This window comes from Hypericibacter adhaerens (genome assembly GCF_008728835.1).
Lineage (GTDB): Bacteria > Pseudomonadota > Alphaproteobacteria > Dongiales > Dongiaceae > Hypericibacter > Hypericibacter adhaerens.
Genome location: NZ_CP042582.1, coordinates 4655636 through 4669797, shown reverse-complemented (window position 1 = coordinate 4669797; position 14162 = coordinate 4655636). Strand labels below are relative to the sequence as shown.

Annotated in this window: 14 protein-coding genes; 8 read left to right on the top strand and 6 right to left on the bottom strand. The window is 66.8% G+C overall.

All coding sequences use genetic code 11. The annotated features are described in order from the left end of the window. Positions 1-61 precede the first annotated feature (61 nt). The 8 genes from FRZ61_RS20905 to FRZ61_RS20870 all read left to right on the top strand — a co-directional run bounded on the left by FRZ61_RS20905 (position 62) and on the right by FRZ61_RS20870 (position 8551). Positions 62-931: a branched-chain amino acid ABC transporter permease gene (locus FRZ61_RS20905; RefSeq protein ID WP_151119556.1), complete on the top strand. Its 870-nt coding sequence runs from the start codon at positions 62-64 to the stop codon at positions 929-931. Next, positions 931-1941, top strand: coding sequence for a branched-chain amino acid ABC transporter permease (locus FRZ61_RS20900; protein WP_151119555.1), 1011 nt, complete (start codon positions 931-933; stop codon positions 1939-1941). Before FRZ61_RS20905 ends, FRZ61_RS20900 begins: the two co-directional genes overlap by 1 nt. Next, complete coding sequence (locus FRZ61_RS20895; RefSeq protein WP_151119554.1) at positions 1938-2726, top strand: ABC transporter ATP-binding protein; 789 nt, start codon at positions 1938-1940, stop codon at positions 2724-2726. The genes FRZ61_RS20900 and FRZ61_RS20895 overlap by 4 nt, the downstream gene beginning before the upstream one ends. After that, positions 2719-3438, top strand: a complete 720-nt coding sequence (locus tag FRZ61_RS20890) for an ABC transporter ATP-binding protein (RefSeq protein ID WP_151119553.1) — start codon at positions 2719-2721, stop codon at positions 3436-3438. Before FRZ61_RS20895 ends, FRZ61_RS20890 begins: the two co-directional genes overlap by 8 nt. 12 nt (positions 3439-3450) lie before the next feature. Continuing rightward, the gene (locus FRZ61_RS20885; protein ID WP_225308927.1) at positions 3451-4467 is read left to right on the top strand and encodes a phosphotransferase enzyme family protein; all 1017 of its coding nucleotides are present in this window, start codon (positions 3451-3453) and stop codon (positions 4465-4467) included. A gap of 88 nt (positions 4468-4555) precedes the next feature. Then, positions 4556-5455 (top strand): LysR family transcriptional regulator, encoded by a 900-nt coding sequence (locus FRZ61_RS20880; RefSeq protein ID WP_151119552.1) that lies wholly within the window; start codon positions 4556-4558, stop codon positions 5453-5455. Between the two features lie 321 nt (positions 5456-5776). After that, entirely contained in the window at positions 5777-7180 is a 1404-nt protein-coding gene (locus FRZ61_RS20875) for an aldehyde dehydrogenase family protein (RefSeq protein WP_407657863.1), read from the top strand. Positions 7181-7270: 90 nt separating this feature from the next. Beyond that, positions 7271-8551, top strand: a complete 1281-nt coding sequence (locus FRZ61_RS20870) for an amidohydrolase family protein (protein ID WP_151119550.1) — start codon at positions 7271-7273, stop codon at positions 8549-8551. 12 nt (positions 8552-8563) lie between these two features. Here FRZ61_RS20870 and FRZ61_RS20865 read toward each other — a convergent pair whose 3' ends face one another. The 6 genes from FRZ61_RS20865 to FRZ61_RS20840 all read right to left on the bottom strand — a co-directional run bounded on the left by FRZ61_RS20865 (position 8564) and on the right by FRZ61_RS20840 (position 14092). Continuing rightward, complete coding sequence (locus tag FRZ61_RS20865; RefSeq protein WP_151119549.1) at positions 8564-9391, bottom strand: SDR family oxidoreductase; 828 nt, start codon at positions 9389-9391, stop codon at positions 8564-8566. Between the two features lie 16 nt (positions 9392-9407). Beyond that, on the bottom strand, positions 9408-10148 hold the full coding sequence (locus tag FRZ61_RS20860; RefSeq protein ID WP_151119548.1) for an ABC transporter ATP-binding protein: 741 nt from the start codon (positions 10146-10148) through the stop codon (positions 9408-9410). Continuing rightward, a complete protein-coding gene (locus tag FRZ61_RS20855; RefSeq protein WP_151119547.1) occupies positions 10148-10894 on the bottom strand; it encodes an ABC transporter ATP-binding protein in 747 nt (248 codons plus the stop codon). The genes FRZ61_RS20860 and FRZ61_RS20855 overlap by 1 nt, the downstream gene beginning before the upstream one ends. After that, positions 10891-11907 carry an ABC transporter permease subunit gene (locus FRZ61_RS20850; RefSeq protein WP_151119546.1) on the bottom strand — a complete coding sequence of 339 codons (1017 nt, stop codon included), beginning with the start codon at positions 11905-11907 and terminating at the stop codon, positions 10891-10893. The genes FRZ61_RS20855 and FRZ61_RS20850 overlap by 4 nt, the downstream gene beginning before the upstream one ends. A 4-nt stretch (positions 11908-11911) precedes the next feature. Further along, entirely contained in the window at positions 11912-12769 is an 858-nt protein-coding gene (locus FRZ61_RS20845; protein ID WP_151119545.1) for a branched-chain amino acid ABC transporter permease, read from the bottom strand. Between the two features lie 99 nt (positions 12770-12868). Next, a complete protein-coding gene (locus tag FRZ61_RS20840; protein ID WP_191909137.1) occupies positions 12869-14092 on the bottom strand; it encodes a substrate-binding protein in 1224 nt (407 codons plus the stop codon). Positions 14093-14162: the final 70 nt, after the last annotated feature.

The following is a 14162-nucleotide window of genomic DNA, read 5'->3' as shown; positions in this document are numbered from 1 at the left end:
TGCGAGGAGCGGCGGGCTTGGCAACCCGTCCGCGAAGGCGCCGTAGCAAGAGGTTCCCGGGATGGATCTTGCGACCTTCGTGCAGACCTTCGCCAATGCGGTGATCTCAAGCTCGATCTACGCGCTGGTTGCGGTCGGCCTGGCCCTGTCGTTCGGCGTCATGAAGATGGCGAACTTCGCCCATGGCGAGTTCTTCATGGCGGGGGCCTATGTCGTCTATGTCCTCTATGCCCTTGCGGGCTATCCCTTCGTTCTCGCCGTGCTCTGCGCCGTGCCGGTCGTGGCCTTGATGGGCCTGGCGGCGGAGCGGCTGATCTTCCGGCCGACGCGCGACAATCTGTTGGCCGGCTTCATGGCAACGGCGGGCCTCTCCTTCATCCTTCAGGTCCTGGCGGGGCGGATCTGGGGTGTCGGGCTGATGAAAAAGATCCCGACGCCGATCATGGGTGCAGTCGATGTCGCCGGCGCCCATATCGGCTCGCAGCGCCTCGTCATCCTGCCGGTCGCGATCCTGACGCTGGTTGCCCTCTGGCTGTTCCTGAACCGGACGCGCCAGGGCAAGGCCTTGCGCGCCGCGGCCCAGAAGCCCGAGGCGGCCGCGCTCCAGGGGATCAATCTCAACCGCATGTCGGCGCTGGCCATGACCATCGCCGGCGCTTCGGCGGGCCTCGCCGGCGCCCTGATGGCGCCCGTCACCCCGGTGACACCCTATATGGGCCACAGCGTGATCCTGATGGCCTTCGTGGTCGTGGTGCTGGGCGGCATGGCCAGCATCCAGGGCGCGATGATCGCGGCCGTGGTGCTGGGCTTCGTCATTACCTTCTGCACCACGCTGTTCGACGGCGTGATCGCCACCATGGTCGGCGTCGGCATCATGGCACTGGTCCTGGTGGTGCGGCCGCAAGGCCTCATGGGACGCGAGACCGTGTGATGGCGGTGGAACGGGTGGCGACCCAAGTGACGACCCGCCCCGCGGCCGCGCGCCGCTACGCCCGCCCGATGGGGCTGGTGATGGCCGGCGTCGCGGCGGTTTTCGCGATCGGCGCTCCCTTCGTCCTGCCGACCTACACGGTCGAGCTCGTCATCCTCTTCTTCATGAACTTGGTTCTGGTCGTCAGCTACCGCCTGATCACCACCACGGGCGATTGGGGCCTCGCCCATGTGGTGATGATGGGAGCGGGCGGTTACTCGGCGGCCCTCCTTGCCAAGGGGCTCGACCTCCCGGTCTGGCTGACCGTACCCCTGGCGGGTTTCATCGCCGCCGCGGTCGCCGGCCTCATTAGTGTGCCGCTCCTGCGCACCCGCGCCTTCGGCTACTTCATCGCCTCCTTCGCGCTGGGCGAGCTGCTGCGACTGTTCTGGATCCGATTGGACGTACCCTTCGGCGGCATCCGCGGTCTGATCAACATTCCCGAGGGCGAGCTCTTCGGCCATTCGCTGTTCGAGACGGTTCCCTACTATTTCTTCGCCTTGTTCGTCGCGTTCGTCTGCGTCGGCATCATGTATCAGCTCGACCGGTCCCGGCTCGGCATGACCTGGAAGGCGCTTTATTCCGACCCGGCGCTCGCCGAATGCGTCGGGATCGACATGACCCACTACCGCCGCTCGGCTTTCATGATCGGCAGCGGCTTTGCTGGCGTGGCGGGCGCGATGCTGGCCCACCGCATGGGTGCCATCGATCCGAAGAATTTCGATCTCGTCACCATGCTCTACCTGATCATCTGGGTGGTGGTGGGCGGCACGCAGAGCTTCTGGGGTGCCGCCGTCGGACTCCTCGTCATGACCTTCGTGTTCGAGCTGACGCGGCCGCTGTTGGAGTGGCGCCCGCTGATCTTCGGTGTGGTGCTGATCTTCTTCCTCATCTTCCTGCCGGGCGGGCTGGAATCGCTGGCCGGGCGGCTCAGCGCCCTCGCCCGCTCCTTTAAGCGAGGCGCCTCATGAGCGCCCAGCTCAGCGTCACTGGTCTCACCAAGCGCTTCGGCGGCCTGGTCGCGGTCGATGCGCTGGATCTCGCGGTCGAGAAGGGCGCCATCCATGGTCTGATCGGCCCCAACGGGGCCGGCAAGACAACGCTGTTCTCGATGATCAGCGGAACCCTGCCCGTCAGCGCCGGCAGGGTCGAGTTCGAGGGGACGGACGTCACGGGGCTGCCGCCGCACCGGACGGTGAGCTGCGGCATGGTGCGGACCTTCCAGCGCAGCGCCGTGTTCCACCATTTCACGGTGATCGAAAACCTGCTGCTGGGAACGCACCTGCTGGCGCGGCCGACGGTACTGGGCTCGCTCTTCGGCCCCCATCGCCGTTTCAGCCCGGCCGATCTCGAGGCCGCGGACGAAACGCTCGCCTTTATCGGACTGGCCGATTACCGCGATGCGGCTGCGGAGACCTTGCCGCTTGGCCATCAACGCTCGCTCGGCATCGGCATCGCGCTCGCCGCCAAGCCCAGGCTGCTGATGCTGGACGAGCCGGCTGCCGGCATGAACCGCACGGAATCGGAAACGTTGATGCAGCTGATCCGCGACGTACGCGATCGGCTCGGTGCCACCGTCCTGCTGGTCGAGCACGACATGCAGACGGTGATGGGGCTCTGCGAGCGCATCACGGTTCTCAATTTCGGCCGCAAGCTCGCCGAGGGCAGCCCGGTCGAGATCGCCGCCAATCCGGCTGTGATCGAGGCCTATCTCGGTCTTGACGAGGACGCACAGAGAGTAGCGGCTCATGCTTGAGGTGCGTGATCTCGTCGCTGACTACGATAAGACCGCGGTCGTGCGCGGCATCTCCTTCGATGTCCGCGCCGGCGAGATCGTCAGCCTGATCGGGGCCAATGGCGCCGGCAAGACCACGACCCTGCGTACCCTCACCGGGTTGAAGCAGCTGCGCTCCGGCTCCGTGCGGTTGGAGGGCAAGGCGATCGAGGGCCTGGCAGCCCACCATATCGCCGGCCTCGGCCTTGCTCACGTGCCCGAGGGTCGCGAGATCTTCCCATTCATGACGGTGCTGGAAAATCTCGAGATGGGCGGCTATCTCAACCGCGATAGGGCCTCGTTGGCGCGCAATCTCGAAGCGGTGTTCGAGCGTTTCCCCATCCTTCGTCGTCGGCAGCGCCAGCTCGCAGGTTCGATGAGCGGAGGCGAGCAGCAGATGCTGGCTATCGGCCGCGCCTTGATGGGCAATCCCAAGCTCCTGGTGCTGGACGAGCCTTCGCTCGGGCTGTCGCCCGTGATGTGCCAGGAGATCGTACGGGTCCTGAACGAGCTGCGGGCCGCTGGGCGTACCATCATCCTGGTCGAGCAAAACGCCCGTATGGCGCTCCGGCTGGCGGACCACGCTTACGTGCTCGACCGCGGCCGGATCGTGCTCGAGGGCAAGGGCCGCGAGCTTCTCGACGATCCCAGCGTGCGGACCGCCTATCTCGGTCTCGCGCCGGCCTCGTCGTAGAAAGGGCGTTCAATGATGGATCCGGATTCATCAGGACTGCCCCGGCCGCTCTACAACGCTCTCGAGCGCGAGGCGCAGGGGCTGATCGCACGTTACGATTTTTCCGAGCAGGCGCGCGCCTCCCTGCTGCATCAGTCGGAAAACACCATGTTCCTGGTGCGTGACCCGGCACGCCCGGAGCCCGCCGTGCTGCGGGTCCATTCGCAGAACCTGGCCTACCACACGGCGCCCTCGATCGCGTCCGAGCTGATGTGGATGCAGGCGCTCCGCCACGACGCGGACGTCATCGCGCCCGAGCCGATTCCCGCCAAGGACGGAACTCTGGTGCAGCTTCTGACGGCACCCGATCTCGACAAGCCCCGCCACGCGGTCATGTTTACCTTTCTCACCGGCAGCGAACCGCCGCCGGACACGCTGGTCGAGGGTTTCGAGAGGCTGGGCGAGATCACGGCGCGGATGCATCGCCACGCCCGAGCCTGGACAGTGCCCCGGATTTTTTCCCGCCACGCCTGGGATTTCGACGCCTCGCTGGGCGCGCATCCGCTCTGGGGCCGGTGGCAAGAGGGCATGGGCGTCGATGGGGACGCGCTGAAGCTGCTGTCGCGGCTGGCGGGTGTCCTCAAGCGCCGGCTCGATCGCATCGGCACGGCGCGCGAGGTGTTCGGCCTGATCCATGCCGATATGCGCCTGGCCAACATCCTGGTGGAGAACGATACCAGCAAGGTGATCGATTTCGACGATTGCGGCTTCAGCTGGTACATCTACGACCTCGCCACGGCGCTCTCCTTCCTGGAGGAGGAGCCGATCGTTCCGCCGCTGATCGCCTCCTGGCTCAAGGGTTATCGCAAGGTCATGCCGCTGCAACGCGAGATCGTGGACGAGATTCCGACCTTCGTCATGTTTCGCCGCATGCTCGAGCTCGCCTGGCTGGGCACGCGGCAGCATCTCGAGTTCGCGCAAAGTCTCGGCGCCGGATTCGCGGCCGGAACCTGCCGTCTGGCACAGGATTATCTGCGCCGGTTCGGATAATCGCCCCAGGCCGGTTGGCCGGAAGACAGGTTCCCGGCTAAGGTGCAGGGCAGGATTATCGCCTCTCCGGCAACGTTACGGCCCATCCTTGTTCCATCTCAGCCATCTCCGCTATTTCTACGCCGTCGCCCAGACCCGCTCGATCCGCAAGGCCGCGGAATCGCTGCATGTGGCGCAGTCGGCCGTCAGCCGGCAGATCAAGAATCTCGAGGAAGAGCTGGGCGTGCCGCTGTTCGACCGCCATCCGCGCGGCGTGCGGCTGACCGATGCCGGGCAGATCCTGGCGAAATACGCGCAGCAGACCATGCTCAATCTCGATCGCATCCGCTCCGAGATCGACGATCTGCGGGCGCTGCGGCGCGGCACGGTCAAGATCTGCACCGTCGAGGCCGGGCTCATCGACATCCTGCCGCAGGTGATCCGCGATTTCCGGCGCCGCTATCCCGCGGTCAGCGTGACGCTGCTGACGCGCGGCAGCCAGGGCGTGGTCGACACCATCCTCAACGACGATGCGGATCTGGGGCTCGCCTTCAACGCGCCCTATCATCCCGATGTCGAGGCGGTCGCCACCCAGCCGCAGCGGCTCTATGCGGCGGTGGCGCCGGACCATGCGATCGCCGGCAAGAAGCAGGTCAAGCTGTCGGAGCTGAAGGCCTACCCGATCGCCTTGCCCGACACCTCCTTCGGCATCCGCCAGCTGGTGGACCAGATCCAGCAATCGGCGCAGCTCCGCATCGAGCCCGTGCTGACCACGGATTCGATCCAGATGCTGGTGAGCTTCGCACGGCTCGGCCTCGGCGTGGCGTTCCTGCCCTTCTTCGCCATCAAAGGCGAGATCAGGAACGAGCGTATCGCGGCGGTGCCGCTGGCCGATCATCCGGCCCGCAACGCCAATGCCGAGATCATCGTGCATAAGGGCCGCCAGCTGCCGATCCCGGCCGAGGAGTTCCTCGACGAGCTGAAGAAGGCGCTGCGGCTTCTCAAATAGCCGAGGGGCCGGCGCCGTCGGGAGGCTGGCGACCGTTCTCATTTCGGCAACGCCACATTCTGGAAATTGCGCTTGTGGCATCACCGGAGGCAGCCCTAGGGTTTCCGGCAGGGGGATCGGCGCGGGATAGTCCCGAACGGCGGCTGCCTGAAGTCCCGACTGTCCGGGTAGTCGCTTCATTCCTGCCCCGGTCCCCCATTCCTTTCGCCCAGCCACGGGACCCAAGCCAGATCCATGAACCAGCATCGCGCCCCAGACGCCCGCAAAGGGACGCCCGTCGAGAGCATCCGTTCGCCCTTCGACGGCAGTGAGGTCGGGCAGATGCCCGTCGCCAACGAGATCCAGATCGAGGCGGCGATCGTCCAGGCCGAGAAGAGCTTCCAGGTGATGCGCCGGCTGCCGCGGTTCGTGCGCTCCGACATCCTCGAGCGTACCGCCGTGATCATCGGCAACCGCAAGGAGGAGTTGGCCCGGTTGATCGCCCAGGAAGCGGGCAAGCCGCTCTTCGACGCGCGCGGCGAGGTCTCGCGCGCGGTCTTCAACCTGCGCAACGCGGCCGCGGAGGCGCGTGCCTTCGCCGGCAGCGAGGTGCCGCTGGATATGGATGGCGGCGTGTTCGAGTATCAGGGCACCCGCAGCGACGGCGGCGCCCTCGACCTCGCCAAGGCCGATCTCGAGCAGCTGGCGGGCCTGCGCCGGCGCCTCGGCCTCGCCCGCCGTTTTCCGATCGGGCCGATCCTGGCGATCGCTCCCTTCAACTTCCCGCTCAACCTCGTGGTGCACAAGGTGGCGCCGGCGCTCGCGGTGGGGAACAGCGTGGTGATCAAGCCCGCGCCCCAGACGCCGCTGACCTCGCTGAAGCTGGTGGAGGCGCTGGAGGAGGCGGGCCTGCCCAAGGGTGCCGTCTCGGTCGTGCATTGCCCGGTGGCGCTGGCCGAGACCATGGTCAAGGACGAGCGCTTCGCCATGGTGACCTTCACCGGCAGCGCCAAGGTCGGCTGGCACATCAAATCGATCGCCGGCCGCAAGAAGGTGGCGCTGGAGCTGGGCGGCAATGGTGCCGTCATCGTCGCGGCCGATGCCGATCTGGGCTATGCCGCCGCGCGCTGCGTGCGGGGCGGCATCGTCTATGGCGGTCAGTACTGCATCGGCGTGCAGCGCATCATGGTGCTGCGCTCCGTCTACGATGCCTTCCGGCAGAAGCTCCTGGAGCGGATCGCTTCCTGCAAGGTCGGCAATCCGCTGGAGGAGGGGATGGATGTCGGCCCCGTGATCGACAGCAGGTCGGCCGACCGGATCGAGAGCTGGATCAAGGCGGCGCGGGACGGCGGAGCCAAGATCATCGCCGGCGGCGTGCGGCATGGCAATGTCATCGCCCCCACCGTCATCGAAGGCACCAAGCCCGACATGCTGGTCGAATGCGAGGAGATCTTCGGGCCGGTGATGACCTTGAACCCGATCGATTCGATCGAGGAGGGCGTGCGCAAGGCCAATGACAGCCGCTACGGCCTCCAGGGCGGCCTCTTCACCAACGATCTCCGCGCGGCGCTGAGGGCGCTGGAGGATTGGGACGTAGGCGGGCTCATGATCAACGACGTGCCGATCTATCGCATCGACAACATGCCCTTCGGCGGCTGGAAGGAATCGGGCTTCGGGCGCGAGGGCACCCGCTTCGCGATGGAAGAGATGACCGACATCAAGTTCCTGGTGGTGAACTACAACTGATGCCGGAGGGGGCTCCCGCGGACGAGCCCGCGGGTGCTAGGCTTGGGACAGGTCGGGCGGAGATCCGGCAGGGCCGGGAGGAGAGACGCCATGCAGAACACCGTCTTCACGAATGTCCGCATCTTCGACGGGGTGAGCGACCGCCTCCAGCCGGGCGAGGTCGAGATCCAGGGCAACCGCATCCATGCCGTCGCCAAGGGCGGCGAGCGGCTCTCGCGCGACGGCAAGAGCGTGGTCGACGGCGGTGGCGCCACCCTGATGCCGGGCTTCGTCAACACCCACGGCCATCTGAGCTATCCGGCGGTGACGACGCTGGAGGAGATCGGCCGCATGCCGATCGAAGAGAACATGATGGAGGCGTCCTACAACGCCAGGACCGCGCTCGATTACGGCTTCACCGCCATCGTCAGCGGGGCCGCCGCCAAGCCGCGCCTCGACATCGTGCTGCGCAACGAGATCAATGCCGGCCGCATCCCGGGCCCCCGGATGCTCGCCACCTCGCCCGAGCTCACCGTCTCGGGCGGCCTTGCCGACGGCAATATGTGGGGCCGGCAGATCCCCGCCAACGGCCTCGTGGCCGACAGCCCCGACGGCTTCCGCCAGATCGTGCGCGCCATGGTCCGCGAGGGCGTGGACCTGATCAAGTTCAACAATTCCGGCGATTCCTTCTGCTATCCCAAGGTCGGCTCGATCACCAATCCGATGACGGAGGAGGAGGTGCGCGCCATCTGCGAGACGACGACCAATCTGGGTCGTAGGCTCGCCGCCCACGCCCATGCCGACAGCTCGGTCGCGCAATGCATCCAGTACGGGGTCGAGTTCATCTATCACGCGACCTTCGTGACCGATCGCACGATCGAGGCGCTGGAGAAGGTCAAGGACAAGCACTACGTCACGCCGGCCTTCGGGCTGCGCTACAACATGCATTTCGAAGGCGAGCCCTGGGGCATCACCCAGGAGATCTCGGAGCGCATCGGCAACAAGCGCGAGTTCGACGCCACCATCGAGAACATGACCAAGATGCGGGAAGCCGGCATCAAGGTGCTGCCCTTCGGCGATTACGGCTTCAAGATGATCCCGCTCGGCACCGACGCGCGCGACCTGCAGCATATGGTGAATTATTTCGGCTATGCGCCCTGGGAGGCCTTGCGCGCCGCCACGGCCTATGGCGGCGAGGCCTATGGGGTCGAGAAGCTGGGGCGGGTCAAGCCGGGATATCTCGCCGACCTGATCATGGTCGACGGCGATCCCCTGTCGAATCTCGCGCTGTTCCTCGATCGCGACCGCATCCTCATGATCATGAAGGACGGCCAATATCACAAGGCGCCGCCCCCGCCGCAGAGCCATCGCCACGCGGCCGTCGCCGAATAGGCGAAATCCCGGTCAAAGGATCGCGGCGTAGCCCTTGCCGGTGAGGTGGCGCTCGAAGGCGCCGTCATCGAGCTTCCGGCGCGCCTCGAGGAAGGCCTCGGCATCGCGGCCGCAGACGCGGCGGAATTCGCCCTGGGGCGTCTCGATGAGCTGCTGCAGGGCGGCCGCCACCTCCTCGGGCGTGCTGATCCGCTGCATCAGGTCGGGCGGCGCGGGGTTGTCCAGCCGGTTGCCATAGGGGGAGTTGGCCGGGATGCGGTCGTTGCGCTGCGCCTGCTTCTTGTTGCGGAAGGCGGTCGCGATGATGCCGGGCTCGAGGATGTTCACGGCCACGCCGAAGGGCGCCAGCTCGTAGCGCATCGCCTCGCTCATGGCCTCGAGCGCGAACTTGGTGGCGCAATAGCCGCCATAGATCGGGAGCGCCGCCTTGCCGATCGAGGAGCTGAGATTGACGATCTGGCCCGAGCCGCGCCGGCGCATGGCGGGCGCCACCGCCTGATAGACCCTGAGCGCCCCGATCACGTTGGTCTCGAGGGCGGCGCGGAAATCCGGGATGCGCAGCTCCTCCATCGAGCCCAGGCAGGGCACGCCGACATTGTTGACCAGCACGTCGGGCGCGCCGCGCCGCTCGATCAGCCCGCCCAGCCCGTCGCGCACCGAGCGGTCGTCGGTCACCTCCATCAGGATCCAGCTCGCATCGGGCCCGGCCGCGGCCGCCAGCCGGTCGGCGTCGGTCTGGCGCCGGACGGTGCCGGTGACGCGGTAGCCGGCCTTGGCCAGCCGCAAAACGGCCGCCTCCCCCAGGCCGGAGGAACAGCCGGTGATCAGAACATGCTTCATGGGAACCGCTCCGGGGTCAGGCCGTCTGGCGCCGCTCTTCGACGAAGGTCAGATGCTGCGAGACCACCGCGTCCTTGGCAAGCTCGGCGACGCTGCCTGCCGCGACGATCCGGCCCTTGTCCATGACATAGCCGCGGGTCGAGGCGCCGGTCGCGAACTTGAGGTTCTGCTCGACCAGCAGCACCGCCAGGTTCCGCTCCCGGGCGATACGGGCGATGAGGTCGCGGATCTGCTGGACGATCGAGGGCTGGATGCCCTCCGACGGCTCGTCCAGCAGCAGGAGCCGGGGCTGGGCCGCCAGCGCCCGGCCCAGCGCCAGCATCTGCTGCTCGCCGCCGCTGAGCGTGCCCGCGCGCTGGCCCAGCCGTTCCCGCAAGATCGGGAAATAACCGAAGACGCTGTCGTCCACCGGGCCGAAGCCGCTCCGGCCGCCGCCCGTGCCGCCGATCAGCGTCCCGCTGCGCAGGTTCTCGGCCACGGTCAGCTGCGGGAAGACCAGGCGGCCCTGGGGCACATAGGCCATGCCGCGGCGGGCGCGTTCATGGCTCGGCAGGCCGCTGACGTCCTGGCCGTCGAACAGGATGCGGCCGGCGCGGTTGGGCAGGATCCCCATCAGGCTGCGCATCAGCGTGGTCTTGCCCACGCCGTTGCGGCCGAGCAGGCAGACCACCTCCTGGCGGTCGACGGCGAGGCTCACCCCCTGGCAGATCAGGCTCTGGCCATAGGCGACCTCGACCTGGTCGAGCTCGAGCAGCATCAGGCCTCCTCGCCCAGATAGGCCTTGCGCACGGCGGCGTCGGCGGCGACTTCCTCGAAGCTGCCTTCCTTCATGACGCCGCCGCGGTTGAGCACGGTGACGCGGCTGTCGAGCCGGCGCACGAAGCTGATGTCGTGCTCGATGATGATGGCGGTGCGGTCCTTGAAGACCTCCTGGATCAGGTCGGCGGTCTCGGCGGTCTCGGCCACGGTCATGCCGGCCGTGGGCTCGTCCAGCAGCACGAGGCGCGGGTCGTTCAGCATCACGATCCCGATCTCCAGCCATTGCTTCTGCCCGTGCGACAGGCTGCCCGCCAGCTCGTCGCGGCGAGGGGCGAGGCGCACGCTGTCCAGCACGCGCTCGGCCCGCTCGGCGAGATCGGATTCGAGCCGGGTGGTGAAGAGCCGGCGGGCCCGGCGATGGCCGGTGCCGGCGACGATCAGGTTGTCCCAGACCGTCATCTCCTCGAACACGGAGGGCGCCTGGAACTTGCGGCCGATGCCGAGCCGGGTGATCTCATGCACCGGCAGGCGGCAGATGTCGCGGTCCTCGAAGCGGATCTCGCCCGAATCCGAGCGCAGCCGGCCCGTGATCAGATTGAAGAGCGTGGTCTTGCCGGCGCCGTTGGGCCCGATGATGCAGCGCAGCTCGCCCTTGCCGACCGTGAGGTTGAGGTCGGAGAAGATGGCGAGCCCGCCGAACCGCTTGTTGAGCTTGCGGATGTCGAGCATGGCGTCGGCGGTCATGCCACCAGCCCCCGCTTGCGCAGCCAGGCGCGCAGGCTCTCATGGCGCGCCAGGCCGACGATACCGCCCGGCCAGAACAGCACGACCAGGATGAAGAAGAGGCCGACCAGCAGGAGCCACAGCACCACGAAGGCGTCGGACAGCAGCGTCTGCAGATAGTTCACCAGGAGAGCCCCGATGAAGGCGCCGATCAGCGTGCCCCGCCCGCCGACCGCGACCCAGACCAGCACCGAGGCCGACATGGCGATGCCGATGAGGTCGGGCGAGATGAAGCCGATCGGCACATAGAGCACGCCGCTCAGCCCCGCCATGGCGCAGGCGATGGTGAAGATGATGAGCTTGATCTGCGGCACGTCGTAGCCGAGGAAGGCGGCGCGGTCCTCGTTCTCGCGGATGGCGCCGATGGCCCGCCCGAAATCGCTCTTCACCAGCCAGCGCGAGAAGGCGAGGCAGCCGACGCTGCCGATGACGGCGGTGTAGTAGGAGACGTTGGCGTCGTACCAGGAGATCTCCCACAAGCCCGGAATGCCGAGCTTCGGCTCGGGATAGCCGTAGAGCCCGTTCATGCCGCCGGTCAGGCTGCCATTGACGATGATGATCGAGTGCGCGGCACCGGTGAGCGCCAGTGTCACCACCCCGAAGAACACGCCCGAGACGCGCCCATAGAAGAGGAAATAGCCCATCACCAGCGCCAGCAGCGCCGGGAACAGCACGCCGCCCAGCATGGCGAGATAGGTGGCGCCGGCGAAGGGCAGGGCCTTGAGCAGGATCCCCATCGCGTAGGCGCCGGCGCCGAAGAAGATGGCATGGCCGAAATTGACCACGCCGCTGAAGCCCCAGATCAGGTCGAGGCTGAGCGCGAAGATGCCGAACACCAGGAACTTGCCCAGCAGCCCCACCTCGTAGTCGCTGGCGATGGCCGGGAAGACGAGCAGGAACAGCAGCACCGCCGAGGCGACGAGGCGGCCGGCGAGCGGCCGTGCGGGTGCCGGACGGATCGTCACGCTCGCCATGGCGTCAGCCCCGCGACCCGCCGGTCAGGCCCTGCGGCCGGACGCGGATCAGCACCACCGCGATGAGCACGACCAGGATCTGCGCCACGACGGGCCGCAGATAGAAGGAGAGCGCCGCCTCGGCGCCGCCGAAGGCGACACCGCCCGCGATCACGCCGTAGAGATGACCGATGCCGCCGATGATGACGACGATGAAGGCGCGGGAGAGATATTCGAGCCCCATCTCGGGATTGATGACGACGAGCGGGCTCATGATGGCGCCGGCGAAACCCACCATGGCGGCGGCGATGCCGAAGGCCCAGAGGTCGGTCGACTGGGTGTTGACGCCGAGGGCGCCCGCCATCGAGCGGTTGGCGATCACCATGCGGATGCGCAGGCCGAAATCGCTGCGAAAATAGAGCAGGAAGGTGAGAGCCACGATCGCCGCCGTCACCAGGATGATGAAGAGCCGGTAGGTCGGATAGCCGAAGCCGAAGATGTGGGTGCTGCCGGTGATGAGCGAGCCCGCCATCATCTGGCCCGAGCCGTAGATCAGCCGTACCACCTGCCGGATCACGATCGAGAGGCCCCAGGTCGCGAGCAGCGTGTCGAGCGGGCGGCGATAGAGCGGCTTGATGATGGTCTGCTGCGCCGCCATGCCGACCAGGCCGACCACGATCGGGGCCGCGGCGATGCCCCACCAGGGCGAGACGCCCCAGGCGGTCGCGGTGGCGACGCAATAGGCGCCCAGCATGAAGAACTCGCCATGGGCGAGGTTGATGATGCCGAGCATGCCGAAGATCACGGCCAGCCCCAGCGAGACCAGGATCAGGATGGTGGCGATGCTCAACCCGTTGAGCAACTGGATGAGGACAGGCTCCACGGGGGGATCACCTCGAGCGGCAGGCCGGCGGCATGCGGAGACAAATCGCGGGAGGGGCCGCGCGGCCCCTCCGGCTTTGGCAGGTCAGGAACGCGGACCTTAGCCCACGGAACATTCGGTCTTGGCGGCGACCTTACCGAAATCCTTCAGGATGGTGAAGCCGCCGTCCGCCCGCACCTCGGCGATGATCTGGTGCAGCGCCGCATGGTTCGACTTGCCGTCGATGCTGATCTCGCCCTGGGGCGCGTTGTAGGTGATGCCGCCCAGGGCATCGACCGTCTTCTCGATGTCGAAGGAGCCGGCCTTCTCCACCGCCAGCTTCCAGACCTGGACGCTGTCATAGAGGCCCTCGCCCATATTGTTGAGGATGGCGTCGGCGCCGTACTTCTTCTTGAAGGCGGCGACGAAGGCCTTGTTGACGGGGTTGTCCTGCTCCATCAGGTAGGAGACGGAGCAATGCATGCCCTTGCGCAGCTCGGGCTCGAAGGCCGGCACATACATCTCGTCCATCAGCGTCGCCGCGACCGCGGTGCCGTCGAAGCCGAAATCGTAATACTGCTTGAGGCAGGCGATCAGCCCGTTGCCGCCGATGAAGGGGAAGAACACGCTGGGCTTCGCCCCCTTGATGCGCTGGATGATCGAGGACCAGTCGCTCTGGTCGAACGGCACGAACTCCTTGCCCACCAGCTTGCCGCCATGCTGCGGCAGGAGGTTCTCGATATATTCGATCGAGACCTGCGGCCAGTTGTAGTCCTGGCCGACGCAGTAGAAGTTGGGGCCGAACTTCTCGATCAGGAACGGGATGAAGAAGTCGAGCTGCTGGTTCGGAATGGCGCCCATCGAGATGAAGTAGCGCCCGCAGGAGGTCTTGCTCTCCCAGTAGGTCGGGTAGAAGTAGGGGACCTTGAAGCGCTCGGCGACGTTCGCGGCCAGGGCCGCGCGCACGCTCGAATAGACGATGCCGAACATCGCCTTGACGCCATCCTTCTGCACCAGCTTGGTGCCCTTCTGGACCACCACGTCGGTGCTGGTGGCATCGTCCTCGGAGATCATCTCGAGCTTGCGCCCGAGCACGCCGCCGCCGTCGTTGATCTGGTCGACCGCGAGCCCCATGCATTGCTGCATCATCGGGCCCCAGATCGAGCCGCCGCCCGTCATGTGGAACAGACCGCCCAGCTTGATCGTCTCCTCGCCGCGCGCCTTGATGATCCAGGGCCCGCCCATCACCGCGCCGCCGATCAAGGCGCCGCCGGCGATCTTGCCGAACCGCCGCCTCGTCACTCCTCCCAAGATACCGCCCATGTTCGATTGCTCCTTGGCCATGGTTGTTTTCCTTCGTCGCTCCGCTGCCGGGGATCGCGATTTGCGAACCGTCGAGGCGTTCCCCTGTTCC

Coding starts and splice junctions, on each gene's coding strand:
- FRZ61_RS20905 (WP_151119556.1), top strand. CDS start 62: ATGGATCTTGCGACCTTCGTGCAGACCTTCGCCAATGCGGTGATCTCA.
- FRZ61_RS20900 (WP_151119555.1), top strand. CDS start 931: ATGGCGGTGGAACGGGTGGCGACCCAAGTGACGACCCGCCCCGCGGCC.
- FRZ61_RS20895 (WP_151119554.1), top strand. CDS start 1,938: ATGAGCGCCCAGCTCAGCGTCACTGGTCTCACCAAGCGCTTCGGCGGC.
- FRZ61_RS20890 (WP_151119553.1), top strand. CDS start 2,719: ATGCTTGAGGTGCGTGATCTCGTCGCTGACTACGATAAGACCGCGGTC.
- FRZ61_RS20885 (WP_225308927.1), top strand. CDS start 3,451: ATGATGGATCCGGATTCATCAGGACTGCCCCGGCCGCTCTACAACGCT.
- FRZ61_RS20875 (WP_407657863.1), top strand. CDS start 5,777: ATGCCCGTCGCCAACGAGATCCAGATCGAGGCGGCGATCGTCCAGGCC.
- FRZ61_RS20870 (WP_151119550.1), top strand. CDS start 7,271: ATGCAGAACACCGTCTTCACGAATGTCCGCATCTTCGACGGGGTGAGC.
- FRZ61_RS20865 (WP_151119549.1), bottom strand. CDS start 9,391: ATGAAGCATGTTCTGATCACCGGCTGTTCCTCCGGCCTGGGGGAGGCG.
- FRZ61_RS20860 (WP_151119548.1), bottom strand. CDS start 10,148: ATGCTGCTCGAGCTCGACCAGGTCGAGGTCGCCTATGGCCAGAGCCTG.
- FRZ61_RS20855 (WP_151119547.1), bottom strand. CDS start 10,894: ATGACCGCCGACGCCATGCTCGACATCCGCAAGCTCAACAAGCGGTTC.
- FRZ61_RS20850 (WP_151119546.1), bottom strand. CDS start 11,907: ATGGCGAGCGTGACGATCCGTCCGGCACCCGCACGGCCGCTCGCCGGC.
- FRZ61_RS20840 (WP_191909137.1), bottom strand. CDS start 14,092: ATGGCCAAGGAGCAATCGAACATGGGCGGTATCTTGGGAGGAGTGACG.